Annotated in this window: 13 protein-coding genes, 1 other RNA gene and 1 pseudogene; 8 read left to right on the forward strand and 7 right to left on the reverse strand. The window is 39.1% G+C overall.

What is annotated here, in order from left to right:
• Window positions 1–63 precede the first annotated feature (63 nt).
• Window positions 64–657: pseudogene (locus tag QT76_RS00490) on the forward strand (restriction endonuclease subunit S); the annotation flags it as partial.
• A gap of 436 nt (window positions 658–1,093) precedes the next feature.
• Here the strand turns inward: QT76_RS00490 and hofF are convergent.
• The 3 genes from hofF to secA form a co-directional block, all read right to left on the reverse strand.
• Window positions 1,094–2,593 (reverse strand): outer membrane beta-barrel protein HofF, encoded by a 1,500-nt coding sequence (hofF, locus tag QT76_RS00495; protein WP_033616114.1) that lies wholly within the window; start codon window positions 2,591–2,593, stop codon window positions 1,094–1,096.
• Between the two features lie 281 nt (window positions 2,594–2,874).
• Window positions 2,875–4,107, reverse strand: coding sequence for an ABC transporter permease (locus tag QT76_RS00500; protein WP_033616115.1), 1,233 nt, complete (start codon window positions 4,105–4,107; stop codon window positions 2,875–2,877).
• On the reverse strand, window positions 4,097–6,694 hold the full coding sequence (gene secA, locus QT76_RS00505) for a preprotein translocase subunit SecA (protein WP_033616116.1): 2,598 nt from the start codon (window positions 6,692–6,694) through the stop codon (window positions 4,097–4,099). Before secA ends, QT76_RS00500 begins: the two co-directional genes overlap by 11 nt.
• Window positions 6,695–6,840: 146 nt before the next feature.
• Here secA and lolA point away from each other — a divergent pair, with 146 nt between their 5' ends.
• From lolA to QT76_RS00520, 3 genes are all read left to right on the forward strand, one after another.
• A complete protein-coding gene (gene lolA, locus QT76_RS00510) occupies window positions 6,841–7,395 on the forward strand; it encodes a LolA-like outer membrane lipoprotein chaperone (protein ID WP_033616117.1) in 555 nt (184 codons plus the stop codon).
• Between the two features lie 55 nt (window positions 7,396–7,450).
• Window positions 7,451–7,839, forward strand: a transfer-messenger RNA (tmRNA) gene (gene ssrA, locus QT76_RS07855).
• A gap of 43 nt (window positions 7,840–7,882) precedes the next feature.
• The gene (locus QT76_RS00520; RefSeq protein WP_033616118.1) at window positions 7,883–8,410 is read left to right on the forward strand and encodes a hypothetical protein; all 528 of its coding nucleotides are present in this window, start codon (window positions 7,883–7,885) and stop codon (window positions 8,408–8,410) included.
• A 7-nt stretch (window positions 8,411–8,417) separates the two neighbouring features.
• Here QT76_RS00520 and hofE read toward each other — a convergent pair whose 3' ends face one another.
• The 4 genes from hofE to acnB form a co-directional block, all read right to left on the reverse strand.
• The gene (gene hofE / locus QT76_RS00525; protein ID WP_033616217.1) at window positions 8,418–9,785 is read right to left on the reverse strand and encodes an outer membrane beta-barrel protein HofE; all 1,368 of its coding nucleotides are present in this window, start codon (window positions 9,783–9,785) and stop codon (window positions 8,418–8,420) included.
• Window positions 9,786–9,878: 93 nt separating this feature from the next.
• Entirely contained in the window at window positions 9,879–11,168 is a 1,290-nt protein-coding gene (locus tag QT76_RS00530; RefSeq protein ID WP_033616120.1) for a DDE transposase, read from the reverse strand.
• A gap of 268 nt (window positions 11,169–11,436) precedes the next feature.
• Entirely contained in the window at window positions 11,437–11,742 is a 306-nt protein-coding gene (locus QT76_RS00535) for a hypothetical protein (protein WP_195741856.1), read from the reverse strand.
• Between the two features lie 41 nt (window positions 11,743–11,783).
• Window positions 11,784–14,342, reverse strand: coding sequence for a bifunctional aconitate hydratase 2/2-methylisocitrate dehydratase (gene acnB / locus QT76_RS00540; RefSeq protein WP_033616218.1), 2,559 nt, complete (start codon window positions 14,340–14,342; stop codon window positions 11,784–11,786).
• A 130-nt stretch (window positions 14,343–14,472) separates the two neighbouring features.
• Between acnB and QT76_RS00545 the strand changes: the two genes are divergently transcribed.
• The 4 genes from QT76_RS00545 (at window position 14,473) to QT76_RS00560 (ending at window position 18,567) form a co-directional block, all read left to right on the forward strand.
• The gene (locus tag QT76_RS00545; RefSeq protein WP_033616122.1) at window positions 14,473–15,156 is read left to right on the forward strand and encodes an MqnA/MqnD/SBP family protein; all 684 of its coding nucleotides are present in this window, start codon (window positions 14,473–14,475) and stop codon (window positions 15,154–15,156) included.
• Window positions 15,157–15,264: 108 nt separating this feature from the next.
• The gene (gene pyrH, locus QT76_RS00550) at window positions 15,265–15,987 is read left to right on the forward strand and encodes a UMP kinase (RefSeq protein ID WP_001148056.1); all 723 of its coding nucleotides are present in this window, start codon (window positions 15,265–15,267) and stop codon (window positions 15,985–15,987) included.
• Window positions 15,988–16,028: 41 nt separating this feature from the next.
• On the forward strand, window positions 16,029–16,253 hold the full coding sequence (locus QT76_RS00555; RefSeq protein ID WP_000712202.1) for a DNA-directed RNA polymerase subunit omega: 225 nt from the start codon (window positions 16,029–16,031) through the stop codon (window positions 16,251–16,253).
• Window positions 16,240–18,567: a RelA/SpoT family protein gene (locus QT76_RS00560; RefSeq protein WP_033616123.1), complete on the forward strand. Its 2,328-nt coding sequence runs from the start codon at window positions 16,240–16,242 to the stop codon at window positions 18,565–18,567. Before QT76_RS00555 ends, QT76_RS00560 begins: the two co-directional genes overlap by 14 nt.
• The last annotated feature ends 1 nt before the right edge of the window (window position 18,568 follow it).

The raw sequence follows: 18,568 nt of genomic DNA on the forward strand, positions 1-18,568 counted from the left end.
AAGGGGGGGCAAAATGCATAAAATAGAGCGCGTTATCTTTTTTAAAACCATTCAAAAGAACGCATGGACGCATTAATGCTGCCCTCAAATTGGCAAAAAGTAAGGCTTGGGGATATTGCTCACATTTTTGATGGCACGCACCAAACTCCACAATACACACATTATGGTGTTGCTTTTTTTAGTGTAGAAAATATTGTAAGCGATAAGCCTAGTAAATTTATATCACAGCAAGATTATTTGACAGCCACTAATCAAAACAGACCCGAGTATAACGATATTCTATTGACAAGAATAGGGACTATTGGAGTTTCAAAAGTTGTCAATTGGAATTATCCTTTTAGTATCTATGTAACCCTAGCAGTGATTAAGCAGTCAAAATATTTTAATTCTTATTACTTGCATTATTTCATTCAATCAAACTTTTTTCAAAAGGAATTAAAAAACAATTCTTTATTACAGGCTATCCCTTGTAAAATTAACATGAATGAATTAAAGAAATGCGAAGTTATCCTACCCCCTCTAAACGAACAAATCGCTATCGCTAACATTTTAAGCGCTTTGGATAATGAAATCATTAGCCTTAAAAACAAAAAACGCCAATTTGAAAACATCAAAAAAGCTTTAAACCACGATTTAATGAGTGCTAAAATCAGGGTTTTAAAAAAATAAGTTTTACAACTAAAATAAAACCTAAAAAAGGCTAAAAAGCATTTTTTATAATCAAATAATAAAAGAGCTTGATTTTAATCAAGCGATAATTTTTTAAGGCGGTCTTCTTGGGGTTAGGGGGAGAATTATTTCAAAATACCCCCTATCCCCTTATAAAATGAGTTTTAGATAAAAGTTTAAAATGAGTTTTTGAGTTTTGTGATAAGTTTAATAAAACAAATTTTAAAATGACAAGAACAAAAAAGCCCATTTTTAAAAAGTTTTAGTATCACGGAGCCAAAAATAGCGTAATAAAAAAAGTTTAAAAATCCTAACGCTTTTTAAAAACAAGCCCTAAAATGGGCGATAAAGCGGTTTTTAATGGCTGTTTTAGGCTGGGCGTTTTAACAAACCCTTTAAATAAGGGTTGTTATTTAAAGAGAGTTTAAAGCTTCCACACTATCTCGGTAAAAATGTGGCTCCTGTCTTGATCGGTAGCGGGTTGGCTGTCTAATTTTGGCCCGTTCCACCCCATTTTATAGCCTTGATGCATCAACACATTATAATATTCAAATTTAATGTCGGCTGAGAAATTTTTAGTGAATTTATAGCCCAAGTTGAGCGATAGGACTTGTTCGTTCGCCCTAGGCCCATAAGTCAAACGCCCCAATAAACCCCAAAGGAATTTCCTATGCACCCCACCGCCAAAGGCAAACACGGTGAAAGCGTTCGCATCCATCATGTAAGACAAAGAGTTAAGGGTGTTTGCATAAACGGTGTTCGTCCAAAAGTCAAAGCCTAAGCGGTTACCATGGTAGCCTATCATCCAGTTAGCGTTCCCAAAGGATTTATAAATCCCAAAACCAAAATTGTATTCATTCCATTCAAACTTTTGTTTGATCATCAAACTATGCGCGTTTTTACCGGCTGGCATGCCAAATTGATAGGTGTCCCAAAATCTTTTAGCATAAAAGGGATTAAGCACGGTAACATCGGTTTGAGAGCGAAACCCTAATCCGGTAAAAGTGGGGTTACTATCATAAGTGATCGTAAAGTTAGGGTCGTATTCGTTAAAGGGTGAAAAATAGACAAAAGGCTGAATGCTGAAACCCTTGTAATTCCAAATGATATAAAAGGCATGCACCCCTGGGTTTATGGTTTGCCCGTTTTTAAGAGTGTAGGTTTTAGGCGAATAGAAATTATAAAGCCATTCGTTATAGGCAAAGCCACGACCAAAAGAGCTAAACCACCAGAATTTGAAATTCCCTAAATTTAAGGTCATGTCCAAGCCTTGGTTGTAACCACTCATATAATCCGCCGGGGATTCGTACCTTCCGCCCCTAATTTGAAAAATATCCTTGTAGTTGTAGCGCAAGTAAGCGTTATAAATCACATAGTTTCTGGTGTGAGCGGCATAACCTTTTGCGCAAGTGGAAGCCGCTAAAGCTTCTTGATCAGACAACTGCGTCATTTCAGCTTGAGTCATCTTATCGTATTGGCCTTGAGTCAAATTCCCTGTGGCTAACCCGCAACTAGCCCATGGTTTTTGCCCCACAAGACCGCCCCAATAGCCCACATAGTTCCAAGCCATAGCCCCATAGGTTTTCCCTGTAACTTCGTTAATAAAATCCTTAGTGCTATCATAAATTACGGCACCCCCCCAACCTCCAAGGCTCCCGTCTAAATGATGCCCGTTAGCCGTAGCGCTTTTGGGCAAGAGCTCCGTAAAATCCACTTGCATGTAGGCCATGACCGTCATAAAGGTTTCGGTAGGGTAAAGCCCTTTATTAGTGTTGATAGGTTTGTTATTGAAACCGACTTTAGAGAAACTTTCAGCACCCGCTTTGATTTTAGCGATTTTACCCAAATCAAGAGCTTCACTTTGAGAAGAGAATAAAAAAAGAAGCGTTGCGATATTTTTAGCAGATGCAACTTTGTAGTTCATGCGTTTAACCTTTAGTATAAACCAAAAATTCTAAATAGAGTAAGCCAACACCGTTCAAAGAAAATTTTTTCTTGCAGATCTTAAACATCTAATCAGTCTGTTCATCTTCTGTCCTTTTTTCTACGAAGTCCGACTTACAAAGTTAATTCTTAACTAAGTCGTGCGTTAATACTAGCATAATATTATGGTTTTTTTTAATTTTGAGAATAAAATTTTTCTTTGTCAGTCAAATACAGACACTCAAAGCCTTATTTCATCTCAATATTATTTATTTTTTTAATTTATTCATTCCTTAACACGCTTAAAGCGTCAATAGTAGAAGCTTTTTTAGACGGGTAATAAGAAGAAAGCCCTACGATAATCACAGAACCTATGAGAGTGAGCGTAAAATCCATTAAAGACAAATCCAAAGGCAAGGTGTTAATGCCATAGACATCTGCTGGGAGCGAGATGATAGGGAACACGCTTAAAAGATACATGCTTAAAAACGCTAAAACCACCCCAAGAATCACACCGCCTAAACCAATGATATTGCCCAAATAAAAAAAGGTTTTTTGGATTTCTTTTTGACTGCTCCCCATGCTAAAGAGTAGGGCGATTTCTTTACGCCTGTTCATCACCACCATTAAAAGCGAGCTGATGATATTCAAAGACGCCATTAAAATAATGAGCATGAGCACAATGAATAACGCTCTTTTTTCTAATTCCATCGCCGAGAAAAAATTCCCGTTTTGTTGCCACCACCCTTCAATGCCTATGCCATGGTGGTTGATTGTTTTTAAAGCGTTGCGTAAATTTTCAATATCTTTCATGGGCGTTTTAGAATAGACATGCACCCCATCATAAAGCCCTAAGGGCAACCTCCTGATCGCACTTATGGCTTGAAGGCTCGCATACATGTAGCTCATGTCATAAGATTTTAGCCCTGAATCAAAATCGCCTTTTATGGTAAAACGCTTCATGATAGGGGAGAGCGTGAGACCGGTTGGCTCTAATTCGGTGAAAAACAAATCGGCTTTTTGATTGAGATCTAAATTCAAGCTATATCTCAAGCTTTTCCCCACGATCAAATTAAAAGGGTTTTTAAAAAGATCGTTTTCATTAATGTTTTTTAAAGCGTCGTTTAAAACTTCATTGATGCGCCTTTCTTTAGAAAAATCAACCCCAAACACCACGCCACCATTCATGGAATGCGTGCTTTTAATCAGGCTTTGAGTTTGCAAATAGGGGCTAAAAAGCAAATTAGGGAACTTTTTTTCTAAAGCTTGAACCACTTCTTCGCTGATCCCATAAGGGCTTGTGGTATAGAGCGTTAAGGGGTAGTTCATCACAAAAAGTTTTTTTTCAAATTCCTTACTCATGCCGTTCATGATCGCCATAGCCACAATCAAAACCATCACGCCAACCGCTACGCCAAAAAAAGCTAACAAAGCGGTGATACTAATAAAAGGCTGGCTTTTATCAAAACGCAAATAACGCTTGATAAGGAAAAAAATCAACGATCTATTTGGCAAATAAGCCCTTTTTAGGCCCACTTTTAGCGCAACAATCTTTGTATTTTTTCCCGCTCCCGCAAGGGCAAGGCTCGTTTCTTTTAGGGGTTTTAGAAAAAGCTTTCATGGACATATTCAAATCTTCGTCTAAGGCTTCTTCATGGCGGTAAGTTACGCTCTCATGCTCTCTTTCTTCGCTAAAGTTATCCAAATAACGCTCGGCATCGCTAGAATCTTGCTCATTTTCAAACTGGATCTTAGAAAAGGTTTTGATCGCTTCTATTTTAATGTCTTCAATGAGTTCTAAGAAAAGGTTATAACTCTCTTTTTTGTATTCTACAAGGGGGTCTCTTTGGTTATAGCCTCTCAAATTGATACCGGTTTTGAGATTATCCATCGTGTAAAGGTGCTCTCGCCATGCGTTGTCTAAAATCTGCAAATACACGATGCGTTCGATCCGGCTTCTTTGTTCGCTATCCAAAACTTTCATTTTGTTTTCATAATCGCTTTTTAATTTTTCAGCCACAAATTTTTCAATAGGGGAGGCTTTTTCTAAATCTTCTAATTCAACATGAGCGTTAAAATCTTCTTTTAAGATGTTTTTAAGCCCTAAAAGTTCCTCTTCAGACAGGTTTTGATGGTCAAAGGCTTTGAGTTTAGAAAAGATTTGATTGAGCACGTATTCTCTGTTTTCAGCGATTTTAGCACTAATATCGTAATTGACATCTAATAATTCATCTCTAAATTTATACACGCTTTTTCGTTGCTCATTAGCCACATCATCGTATTCTAACAAATGCTTACGGCTTTCAAAATGCAAGTTTTCCACTTTTTTTTGCGCGTTTTCCACCGCTCTTGTTACAAGCTTGGATTCAATGTGTTCGCCGTCTTTAAGCCCTAATTTTTCCATCACCCCCTTAATCCTATCGCTCCCAAAAATGCGTAACAGATTGTCTTCTAAACTCAAATAAAACTGACTTGTTCCCGGATCGCCTTGGCGCCCACTTCGCCCCCTTAATTGGTTGTCAATCCTACGGCTCTCATGCCTTTCAGTGCCAATGATATATAGCCCCCCAAGTTCTTTAATTTCATCAGTGAGTTTAATATCAACGCCTCTCCCTGCCATGTTGGTCGCAATTGTAACCGCCCCTTTAAGCCCGGCGTCTTTGATGATTTCAGCTTCTTTAGTGTGTTGCTTGGCGTTTAAAACGGTGTGAGGGATGCGCTCTTTTTTGAGTAAAGCGTGCAAGGTTTCACTCTTTTCAATGCTGGCCGTGCCAACTAAAACGGGCTGCCCCTTATCGTGCAATTCCTTAATCTTAAGAATCACAGCGTCAAATTTTTCTTTTTCACTCTTATAGATGAGATCGTTCAAATCTTTTCGCTTGATCGCTAGATTAGTAGGGATAGATACCACTTCTAAATTATAGATTTCTAAAAATTCTGTGGCTTCGGTTTGAGCCGTGCCTGTCATGCCTGAAAGTTTAGAAAACATCCTGAAATAATTTTGGAAAGTAATATCGGCTAAGGTTTGGCTCTCTTCTTTAATGCTCACGCCCTCTTTAGCCTCTAAAGCCTGATGCAGGCCCTCACTAAAGCGCCTCCCCTCAGACAAACGACCGGTAAATTCATCTACAATCACCACTTCATTATTGGCTACAATATAATCTTTATCAATAAAAAAGAGGTAATTCGCTTTCAAAGCTTGGTCTAAATGGTGCGATAGGGCGGCGTTTTCAATCTTGTATAAATTATCCACGCCAAAGAGGTTTTCGGCTTTTTTAATCCCCTCTTCAGTGATTAAAATCGCGCGGTTTTTTTCGTCTATGGTGAAATCCACTTCCACTTGCATGCTTTTAGCGACTTCATCAGCCTTGTTGTAATTTTCCATGCGCCTATCCACAGGCCCTGAAATGATTAAAGGGGTTCTCGCTTCATCAATTAAAATGGAATCCACCTCATCAACAATAGCGAACGCATGCGATTTTTGCACCTTATGCTCTAAAGAATATTTCATGTTATCCCTTAGATAATCAAAGCCAAATTCATTATTAGTGCCATAAACAATGTCTTTAGAATAAATTTCTAAGCGCTCATCATCGTCTCGCACGCTTGCGGTGATCGTGCCTACGCTATAACCTAAGAATTGATACAACGGCTCCATTTCTTTAGAATCCCTATGGGCTAAGTAATCATTGACCGTTACCACATACACGCTTTCACCTTTCATAGCGTTCAAAGCCACCGCTAAAGTAGCGACTAAAGTCTTACCCTCACCGGTTTTCATTTCAGCGATCTTGCCATCGTTTAAGACCATGCCCCCAATGAGTTGCACATCAAAATGGCGCATCTTTAAGATCCTTTTGCTCGCTTCTCTAGTGATAGCAAAGCTTTCTGGTAAAACTTCTAAAAGGGTTTTTTCTTGCAAATCTTTTTCTACAGATCGCACACGATTTTTTAATTCTTCAAAAGCGTTTTGCAGCTCAACATCGCTCATTTTTTCATAAGCAGGCTCTAAGGCGTTGATGGCTAGGACTTTTTTTTTGTATTGTTTGATCCAGCGATCGTTTCTAGTGCCAATGATTTTTCCAATGATTGCTTTTATCATGGTAGTAGTAACCTTTTAAGAGTGCTTCAATCCCATTTATTTGATTAAAGCGTCAGTTTTTGATCCCATTTTAGCATGGATAAAATAAAAGTCTTGTAAAATAAAGGGTTTTATTAAAGATGAGAGATTATTTTAAGGTTTGATTAATGAAAGCTTTTTTAAAGATTTGCATGGTTTTGATTTTTATGAGCGTTGCCTATGCTAAAAATCCTTTAACCCTTTCTAAAGAAGAAGAAATTTTACAAAATTTGCAAAGTTTTAGCGCGCATTTCAAGCAAGTGTTAAAAAATGAAAAACCCTTAGTTTATTATGGGGTTTTAAAGGCTAAAGCCCCTAATTGGGCTTTATGGGTTTATGAAAAACCCTTAAAAAAAGAAATTTACATGAACGATAAGGAAGTGGTGGTTTATGAGCCTAATTTATTCCAAGCGACTATCACGCCCTTAAAAGACAAGACGGATTTTTTCACCATTCTCAAGCGGTTAAAAAAGCAAACTGACGGATCGTTTCAAACGACTATCAATAAGACCACTTATCGTTTGGTTTTTAAAGACGGCAAGCCTTTTTCGTTGGAATTTAAAGATGACATGAACAATCTTGTTACGATCACTTTTTCTCAAGCAGAAATTAACCCTAAAATCCCTAATGAAATCTTTGTTTTTAAGCCTAAAGATGAAAATATTGATATTGTGCACCAATGATTTTTAGCCGCTCATTAATAAAAGTTAGTTACAATAACCAAGCTTTTAAAATCATGGGGCTGACTTGGATTTCGACAGATTTCTTGTCGCACAGATAGCATGCCAAGTGCTACTTGTAAAACAGCAACAAAAATAACTGTAAACAACGCAGATTACGCTCCAGCTTACGCTAAAGCTGCGTGAGTTAATCTCCTTTTGGAGCTGGACTGATTAGAATTTCTAGCGTTTTAATCGCTCCATAACCTTAAGAAGCTAGACGCTTTTAAAAGGTGGTTCGCCTTTTAAACTAAGAAACAAGAACTCTTGAAACTACCTCAAGGTTTTAGAAAGTTGGACCAGAGTTAGTTTTAAGGCTAAAAAACTAACCAATTTTCTAAGCATTGTAGAAGTTTGTGTTTAGGACAAGATTTTTGGACTGGGGTTCGATTCCCCACAGCTCCACCATATTAAAAAAGTATCATTTTTATAGCGTATTTAAGGAAGGTAAATGCAGAAGTTTTTCTCTCGTTTTAGAAGGTGGGCGTTGCCCTTTTATTTTGTGAGCGCTTTAGCAGCGATTGATATTGATGAAGTAACAGAAGCTCAAGCTAACAGCATTAAATTAAGCGATCAGTTAGTGAGCCTGAGCGATAAGCTTTTAGAAAAAGCAGTGGATAGGGGGCGTAATACCGATCACTTAAAAGAGCTTAACGATTTGCATGAAAAAATCAAACACTTGCGCCTGGTTTTAGAGCCTAAGCCTAAGGACAAAGAAAATAATCCTAACTTAAAAGATCATCAAGGCTCTGAAACGATTGAAATTGGCGAAGCGATTAAAAAGGCTTTAGGCAATCCGGTTGACCCGCAAGACGCGCTAGACGCCGCTTTGCAAATTGACAAACAGCTGGATTCTTTCAAGCAAGACAATTTGATTGATGTTAAGCCCTTAAAAGATGTTTTAGCCCAGCTAGAAGCCGAATTGAGAAAAGCCATTGATTTCCAAAAACAATGGCTCAATTCTACCAAGCCTAATTGAATAGGGTTTAAAAAAAGAATTTCACGCTAACCATAAGGTTACTCCTGTCTTGTGTGTTCGCTTTAAAGGCTTTGTTGAAAGGGCTAGTGAGATCATTAACCTTATAGCCAGTGTGCATGCTCACCGCATAGTATGCTAAATTCACATCAACGCTAGCAAAAGAACCCCATTTATAGCCCAAGTTCAAGCTAATGGTTTCTTCGCTCGCTCTAGTGGCGTAAGTGTATCTGCCTAAAATACCCCATAAAAATTTTTTATATACGCCCCCACCAAAGACATATCCGCTAACAGAGTCTGCGGTAATAGCGTTACTAAAAACCAAACCATAAATGCTGTTGCTTCTTATATCAAAAGGAATAGGGTTACCATACCAGCCAATCCTTGCGTTAGCGTTGCCAAAATTTTGGTAATAACCAAAGCCAAAGTTAAACTCGTTGCAGTCAAAGCGTTGGTGGATTAAAAGCGATGAACCCCATTCGCCAATCTTAGAGTTACGCCAATACACATCGTATAAATCTTTAGCATAAACGGGGAAAATCACATTAATAGTGGTTTGAGCCCTTAACCCTAAACCTATAAATTTTGGGTTGCTATCAATATGGATTTTAATCCCGGGTGCTTCGTAAGTTTTAGGTGAAAAATAAAAAAAGGGCGTGGCTTGAACATGTTTGCTAGAAAAATAGAGTTGCACAGCATGGATGCCATAATCAACATCTTTTCTGCCATCTTCAGTTACAATAGGGGCATACCAATCCCTAATCCATTGCCCCGCAGCTAAAGCCCTCCCAAAAGAGCTGAACCATTTTAACGACACCTTAGGTTTGATTTTATATTCTAATTCAAAACCCTCTGTATAACCGCTCATAAAATCCATGTTAGAAAGGTAACGCCCTAATTTTAGGTGGAATTTATCGCCGTAAGAATAAAATAAATAGGAATTATACAGCACATAATTACGAGTGTGAGCGTCAGATTCTATGCGGGAGTCTTTCCAAGGAGCATCGCCTAAATACCCCCACCAACGCCCTATGAAGTAAAAAAGTTCTGAGCCATAGACTTGGTGCGTGGCTTGGTCTATGAGCGTTTTGGTGGAATCGTAAGCGAGCGCTCCTAAAATCCCCCCAACGCCTATTTTTAAGCTGTGTTTTTCAATGTTTTTAGGGAGCAGATTGGAATCCACTTGAAGCTTGATTGTGGCGGTTACAAAAGTGGCTGTAGGGAAAATCCCTTCTTTGGAATTGAGTTTGGAATGGTTAAACCCCACTTTAGAAAAAGATTCCGCTACCCCGCTAAACTTATAATCAAAAGCCAATAAAGGGCTTTGATTGTAAAGAATAAAAACAAACAATAAGGGTAATTTTTGAAATTTTAACACCGCACCAATCCTTTTTAATTTCCCACTCGCATAATAGTCTATCTTTCTTAAAAACCCATTAAAAATAAAAGTATTCAAATAATTATCTAAATATTATTCTTTTTTTGTTTCGCTTTCGTTTTTTATCGGCTCAAAAGAATACCCTAAAGCCTGATAAATTTGATTGTGGTAACGGACTTGATTGTCTTCCAAACTCTCTTGAAAAGACTTTTTAAAATGCGGATCTAGCGTGTTTAAAAACATCTCTAGCCCAATTGCACTGGAATAATTCACCCAATCATGCCTTAAATCGCTCTCTAATAAGGAGGCGTATTCTATAAGCGTTTCATCGCTATTTTGCAAGGCATTGACAATGAATAAATCCTTTCTGTCTTTAGGCTGGGTGAGTAAGAGTAAAGAGGGGTTGAAATTGATTTGTGTGGAAAGGATTTTAAAGGGCTTGTATTCTAAAAGCCCTATTTGAGAAAGGATCAGGCCGCTTTTAGTGGTAGGGGTGTTCAAAATCAAAGTAGAATTTTTAAAAAACGCATCATGTTTTCTAAAATTTTTTGAAAAACTCGTGGCTTGCTTGTAAGAAATATTTTCTTGGTGTTTGACTTCAATGTTTAAAGACTCCGTGATTTGCCTCAAGCGTTCGCCTATTAAGCCATCATCATCGTATTCAATCACGGGCGAATTAGGGTTAATGAAAGCCGTGAGCATGCCTAATTGCTCTTTATAGTCAATCCCCCCAAAATACAAGCGCTCGCTTAAAGAAGGCTCGGTATGATTTTCTAATTGCGTTTTATTCACCGTAGGCACATAAGTAGGGGTGCTGATGGTGGTGTTTTGGAGCAAATTTTCCACGCCCTCTTTAGTCAATAAAGCTATCACAAAAGGGAATTTTTCTTTTTCAATTTCTTTATAGGTTTGCTCTAATTTTTCAGGGCTTTCTTCATCGCTGTCAAAGACTTGGATATTGAAATCGTTGTTTCTGGTGTTCAAATACGCTAAAAGGGTGTTCATCACCGAAATCGCATAACGCCCCACGACCTTTTTAGGCAATAAAACCGCTAATTCAATCTTAGGCTCATAGCTTTCTTTAGCTGGAGTTTGAGAAGCGATGGATGCGGGGTTGAGTTTGTTTAAGATGTCCTTGTAATAAGTTTTAAGGCTCTCATCATGGTTATTGTCATCGTATTGAGACACAAAAGAAAAAATTTGATTTTGCAGCATCAAGTCTTTCAAGCATTCCAAAGAGCAAGGCTCTGTCTTAATGATTTGCTGGTGTGCTGGAGGCAGTGGGGAAAACAGATAGCTTTTAGCGTTCAAGCTTATCGCGCAAAAAGTGGAAACAATCAGCGCAAGGCGTTTGAAAAATCTTTTTCTTAAGGCGTATGGCATTTTTTAATATCTTTTAAACTGAATTTCCTAAAATTTTATTATAGAATAATTAATTCTAATAAGGGGACTGATTTTACCCCTACAATCCAACAAGAGGACTTTTTTCAAGGCGTGTGGGATTAAACGCGCTTTGGACACTCAAACCCTATAAAATCCCTATTATAAGGGCACAAAGCGAAAACCAAACCCCCCAACTTTAATTTCTTTAATCATTAAAGGATTGCATCAAAGGATCAAATAGCGCATGCTTTCATGTTTTGATGATCCTCTAGCGCCAATTATAAATATAAGGCCTTAAGCTAATGCAATAATCTCTAGTGCTTAATATATCCTTACGCATGTCCACTAATTGCCCAGATAACACTTCTTGCACTTTTCTTAATTGGTTAATCTCCGTGTTTTGCGCGCTGATGATTTTTTTCAAATCCCTTATCTCTTCAATCAAATCCGCATTACTGATCGCTTTATTGGCTTGTGCTGGATCCGCGCTTAAAAAACCTAACGCCACGCATAAACTCACAACGACTTTTTTCATCACCGCTCTCCTTTTTATCCTCTCCCAACACTCAGCCATAGCCAAATAAAAGGGATCATTCCCTTTTAATGAAAACAAAACTAGAGCCTGAAATTCTCCATTAAGTTAAAGTTCATGTAGCGATAGATCTTGTCTTTTTGGCTCTCTAGTTTTTCGCTCACTAAATTCATGTATTCTTCTTTAGTGGGGATTCGCCCTAGTAAAGCGCACGCCGCCCCAAGCTCCGCGCTGCCCAAATACACTTTAGCCCCTCTGCCCATACGATTATCAAAATTCCGTGTGGAAGTGGAAAAAACGACCGCATTATCCCTAACCCTCGCTTGATTGCCCATGCACAAGCTACAGCCTGGGACTTCAGTCCTTGCCCCGGCAGCCCCAAAAATCGCATAATAGCCCTCATTAATAAGCTCTTGTTCGTCCATTTTACTGGGTGGCACTACCCAAAGGCGTGCTTGACTAGGGGGAGCGTTTTTAACGATTTCACCAAAGGCTCTGAAATGCCCGATATTCGTCATGCAAGAGCCAATAAACACTTCATCAATAGCGTGGGGTCTTTTGCCGGTCGTATCCGCTAAAACTTCGCTCAAAGTAGCGACATCATCGGGGTCATTAGGGCATGCCAAAATAGGCTCCGTGATTTCTGCCACATCAATTTCAATGACAGCGGCGTATTGAGCGTTACTATCTGGCTCTAACAGAACCGGATTATCCACCCAAGCTTGCATCGCATCTCTGCGTTTTTTCAAAGTCTCTTTGTCTTCATAACCGCTTGTAATCATCTCATCAATCAGCTTGATATTGGATTTCAAGTATTCAATCATCGGCTCTTTATTCAAACGCACCACGCAAGCAGCCGCACTCCTTTCTGCGCTCGCATCGCTTAGTTCAAAAGCCTGCTCCATTTTAATATCAGGCAAGCCTTCAATCTCTAAAATACGCCCGTTAAAGACATTGATTTTACCCTTTTTCTCCACCGTGAGTAACCCTTTTTTAATCGCATAATAAGGGATCGCATTCACCAAATCCCTTAAGGTGATCCCAGGATTCATTTCCCCTTTAAAACGCACCAACACGGATTCTGGCATGTTCAATGGCATCGTGCCTGTAACCGCTGCAAAAGCGACTAACCCGCTCCCTGCCGGGAAACTAATGCCTAAAGGAAAACGAGTGTGGCTATCCCCCCCTGTGCCTAAAGTGTCAGGCAATCCCATGCGATTCAGCCATGTATGGATCACGCCATCGCCCGGATGCAACGCCACGCCCCCTCTTTGGGTGATAAAGCCAGGCAAGGTTGCATGCAAACTCACATCGCTAGGTTTTGGGTAAGCGGCGGTATGGCAAAAACTCTGCAACACAAAAGGCGCATCAAACTTCAAACTCGCTAATTCTTTAACCTCATCTCTAGTCATCGCCCCTGTGGTGTCTTGACTGCCCACGGTGGTAACCTTTGGCTCACAATAAGTCCCAGGTAAGATCCCTTTTACCCCGCAAGCATGGCCTACGATTTTTTGGGCCAAAGTGTAGCCTTTAGCGTCGCTTTTAGAAGCGGATGGCTTTTTAAACGCTTCAGATTCGCCTAGCCCTAAAAATTTACGCGCTTTATTCGTCAAACCCCTGCCAATGATTAAAGGGATACGCCCAGAAGCCCTGACTTCATCTAATAAAGTTTCAGGCTCTAGTTTAAAAGCGCTAACCACCTTATCGTTCAGCGTGATTTCGCCTTTATAAGGGTAGATTTTAATCAAATCGCCCTCTTTTAGATCCTTAACATCAGCCACAATGGGTAACGCCCCGCTATCTTCACAAGTCGCAAAGAAAATCGGAGCGATCACCCCTCCAATCACAATGCCCCCACTCCTTTTATTAGGCACAAAAGGAATGTCCTTACCAAAATGCCACATGATGGAGTTTGTCGCGCTTTTTCTAGAGCTTCCTGTGCCAACCACATCGCCCACATACGCCACAGGAACGCCTTTAGTTTTAATGGCTTCAATGCGTTGTTCGTAATTTTCAATCCGGTTTTTTAACATGGCTTTAGCGTGCAAAGGAATATCGCTTCGTGTGAAAGCATCGCTCGCTGGGCTTAAATCATCGGTATTGGTTTCGCCATCAATTTTAAGCACGCACGCTTCAATGCATTCGCTCAAAGGCTCTTTATTCAAAAACCATTCTGCATTCGCCCATGACTCTATCACTTCTTTAGCTAAAGCGTTAGTTTTACTCATTGCGGCGATTTTATCAAACGATCCATAAACTAAAAGAGTGGTTTTTAAAGCTTTCGCGCTCTCTTTAGCGATTTCTTTGTCTTGGCTTTCTAAACCCATAATCAAAGGCTCTACATTATAGCCTCCAAGCATCGTGCCTAAAAGAGTGGTCGCTTCTAAAGCGCTAATGTGTGCGCATTCTAGTTTTTTTTGAGACAATTGGGCTAAAAATTCCGCTTTGACTTTCGCCCCTTCATCAACCCCAGGGCTTACCCTATGAATGAGTAATTCTTTAGCGAAAGCGGCGTTTGTGGGATCTTTCATTAAAATCTCAACGACAGCTTCCACTTGTTTAGCGCTTAAGGGGAGTGGCGGGATACTCTCACTTTCTCTTTCTGAAACGCTTTTTTTGTAATCTTCTAAAAAATCTTTCATCATTTCTCCTTTATAAATAGCATTATTTGCTAATGCCCTAATCATTTGCCCCATGATAACAAAACTCTTTTTACTTTTAGTTAAGTTGTAAGAAACTTTAGCTACCATGCGATGCAAAAAAGGATTTTAAGTGCGTTTTGGTAAAATTGATTATTTGAACATGCTCCCTTTTGATGTGTTTATCAAATCCTACCCCACCCCTTGTTATTTCAAACAATTTTTACGGCTTAAAAAAACCTACCCTTCCAAACTCAATAAGAGTTTTTTATTCAGGCGTATTGATGCGGGGTTTATTTCTTCTATCGCTGGTTATTCATTCGCTCTCCATTCCCATTCTCTAGGCATTGTCGCTTATAAAGAAGTTTTAAGCGTGTTGGTTGTGGATACAAAAAACGCTTTTGACAAAGAAAGCGCTTCTTCAAACGCCCTCTCTCAAGTTCTAGGGTTAAAGGGCGAAGTTTTAATCGGCAATAAAGCGCTGCAATTTTATTATTCCAACCCTAAAAAAGATTTTATAGATTTAGCCGCTCTTTGGTATGAAAAAAAACGCTTGCCGTTTGTTTTTGGGCGTTTGTGTTATTACCAAAACAAGGATTTTTACAAGCGTTTGTCTTTAGCTTTCAAACATCAAAAAACAAAAATCCCTTACTACATCCTTAAAGAAGCCGCTTTAAAAACCAACTTGAAACGCCAAGATATTTTAAACTATTTGCAAAAAATTTACTACACTTTAGGCAAAAAGGAACAATCAGGCCTTAAAGCATTCTATCGTGAATTGTTGTTCAAACGCATTCAAAAACCCAAGAGGTTTTAGTGATTCGCTGGGAATGTGGGCTTAAAATTCAGAAAGGGTGTTTTTAAGCAAGATTAGGTTACAATCACAAGTTTTATTAAAATTTTATTAATTAATTAAGAAGGGATCATGCAAGCAAAGATAAAAAACAAACGGGTTTTGGTGAAATTTTCTGGGGAAGCGTTAGCTGGGGACAACCAGTTTGGGATTGACATTCATGTGTTAGATCACATCGCTAAAGAGATCAAAAGTTTAGTGGAAAACGATATTGAAGTGGGTATTGTGATTGGTGGAGGCAATATCATTAGGGGGGTTAGCGCGGCTCAAGGGGGGATTATCAGGCGCACCAGTGGGGATTATATGGGCATGTTAGCCACCGTGATTAATGCGGTAGCGATGCAAGAAGCTTTAGAACATATCGGCTTAGACACAAGAGTGCAGAGCGCGATTGAAATCAAAGAAATTTGTGAAAGTTACATTTACAGAAAAGCGATCAGGCATTTAGAAAAGGGTAGGGTGGTGATTTTTGGCGCAGGCACGGGAAACCCGTTTTTCACTACGGATACGGCTGCCACTTTAAGAGCGATTGAAATTGGATCGGATTTAATCATTAAAGCGACTAAAGTGGATGGCATTTATGATAAAGACCCTAACAAATTTAAAGACGCTAAGAAATTAGACACTTTAAGCTATAACGATGCCTTGATAGGGGATATTGAAGTGATGGACGATACCGCTATTTCTTTAGCTAAAGACAATAAGCTCCCCATTGTGGTGTGTAACATGTTCAAAAAAGGGAATTTATTGCAAGTGATCAAGCACCAACAAGGCGTATTTTCTATGGTAAAATAAGCCCTTTAAAATTGGATAGAGCTCAAAATAAAAGGATCAGTTTGAAAAAAGAGAGAACAGAGAGTTTAGTCGCTCAAGCCTTAAAAAATATTGGGAACGACCGCTACATGCTAGATAATTTAGTTTTCGCTCGGGTGAAACAATTAAACGCCGGAGCCAAAACTTTAGTGAATATGGACCCTAAACGCCATAAATTAGTGGATATTGCCATTAGAGAAATCGCTGAAGGGAAAATTGATATAGACAGGATAGATGAACGAAATTGATAAATCCGTTGATATCGGATTCTTACGGATTTTGGATGTTATCAAAAAAGTTACGACCCCAAAGGGCGGCATTGAAATCTTAAGGACTTTAATTGATTTCACGCCCAAAATTGAAAACGCCCTAAATTTAGCGACCAAAAGCCATAAGGGGCAATACAGAAAAAGCGGCGAGCCTTATATTGTCCATCCTATTTGTGTGGCAAGCTTGGTAGCGTTTTGCGGGGGCGATGAGGCGATGGTGTGTGCTGCACTTTTGCATGATGTGGTGGAAGACACGCCTTGTAAGATTGAAACGATTGAGCAAGAATTTGGGCAAGATGTGGCTAATTTAGTGGATGCGCTCACTAAAATCACTGAAATCAGGAAAGAAGAGTTAGGAGTGAGCTCTCAAGATCCCAGAATGGTGGTTTCAGCGCTCACTTTCAGAAAGATCCTTATTAGCGCGATACAAGATCCAAGAGCCTTAGTGGTAAAAATTAGCGACAGGTTGCACAACATGCTCACCTTAGACGCCTTGCCTCATGACAAGCAGGTGCGTATTTCTAAAGAAACTCTAGCGGTGTATGCCCCCATAGCGAGCCGATTGGGCATGTCTTCAATCAAAAATGAATTAGAAGACAAGAGCTTTTATTATATTTATCCAGAAGAGTATAAAAATATCAAGGAATATTTGCACAAAAACAAGCAGTCTTTGCTCTTAAAACTCAACGCTTTTGCGAGCAAGTTAGAAAAAAAACTTTTTGACAGCGGGTTTAGCCATTCGGATTTCAAACTCGTTACAAGGGTGAAGCGCCCTTATTCTATCTATCTTAAGATGCAACGAAAGGGCGCGGTTAATATTGATGAAATTTTGGACTTGTTAGCCATTAGGATTTTATTGAAAAACCCGATTGATTGCTATAAAGTTTTAGGGATTATCCATTTGAATTTCAAACCCATTGTCTCTCGTTTTAAAGATTACATCGCTTTACCGAAAGAAAATGGCTATAAGACGATACACACGACCATTTTTGATGAATCTTCTGTTTATGAAGTGCAGATTCGCACCTTTGATATGCATATGGGGGCGGAGTATGGTAATTCAGCCCACTGGAAGTATAAAGCTGGGGGCGTGGATCATGAAGATCATCATGAGGGCATGAGGTGGTTGCAAAATTTTAAGTACCATGACAGCGATCTAAAAAACGACCCTAAGGAATTTTACGAACTCGCTAAGAACGACTTGTATCGTGAAGATATTGTCGTTTTTTCGCCTCATGGGGACACTTACACCTTACCGGTAGGAGCGATTGCGTTAGATTTTGCTTACATGGTGCATAGCGATTTGGGCGATAAAGCCACGGACGCCTATATCAATAGTAAAAAAGCCTTACTCAATCAGGAATTAAGAAGCGGGGATGTGGTTAAAATCGTTAAAGGCGATAAAATAATACCTCGTTTCATTTGGATGGATCAGCTTAAAACTTCTAAGGCTAAAAACCATTTGCGCATCCAAAGAAGAAACCGCTTGAAAGAAATTGACACTAAAAGCATGATTAATATCTTAGCGACTTTTTTTGGGCGTTCTGTTTTTGAAGATGTGGGTTTAAAAGATTATAAAAATTTTGAAGAAAGATTAACCGATTGTGGGGTGGAGACCACTTTAACAGAAGCGATGAAAAGCTTTGAAAATTTAGCCAAACTCACTGAAGAAATTGAAAATAAGGTGTTTTCTTTAAAAGAAGATGCGATTTTAGAATACCAAGAGATGAGTTTATGGACTCGAGGTTTAAGGTATTTGGGTTTTAAAACCAATGTCTTGAATTTTTTAGCCCCAAACCGGCAGTGGCAGTGTAAGGAATTAGAACATTTTAGCGTTTGTTCAAGCAACGCTTTAGAAATCAAACAGGTGTTGTTGAATGATTGTTGTTACCCTAAATATGGCGATGAAATCATTGCGATTGTAACGGATTTAAAAGATCCAAAAGCGATTGCGCACCATAAATTTTGCAAAAAAGCGATGGCGGAAGTGGATGCTAAAGTGCCTATGGTTTATATAGAATGGCACAAGCGGGATCGAACGATTTATAAAATGATGTTTTATTTGGGCGAAAAAAAGTCGGTTTTAGCGGGTTTATTAACTTTTTTAAACAGGAATGAATGCAACATTGTGGGCGTGTCTTACTTAGGCTATAAAGACAAGTATTCTAGCCACTGCGAAGTGAGTTTTGAAATAGCCACAGATAAGGCGGATTGGATCAGAGCCTTAATCAATCGCAAATATCAGGATAGGATTGTAGAATTATCCAGTCTAGATGACGCTTATGAGTCATAAT

The organism is Helicobacter pylori SA37A (genome assembly GCF_000476015.1).
GTDB classification, from domain to species: Bacteria; Campylobacterota; Campylobacteria; order Campylobacterales; family Helicobacteraceae; genus Helicobacter; species Helicobacter pylori_DB.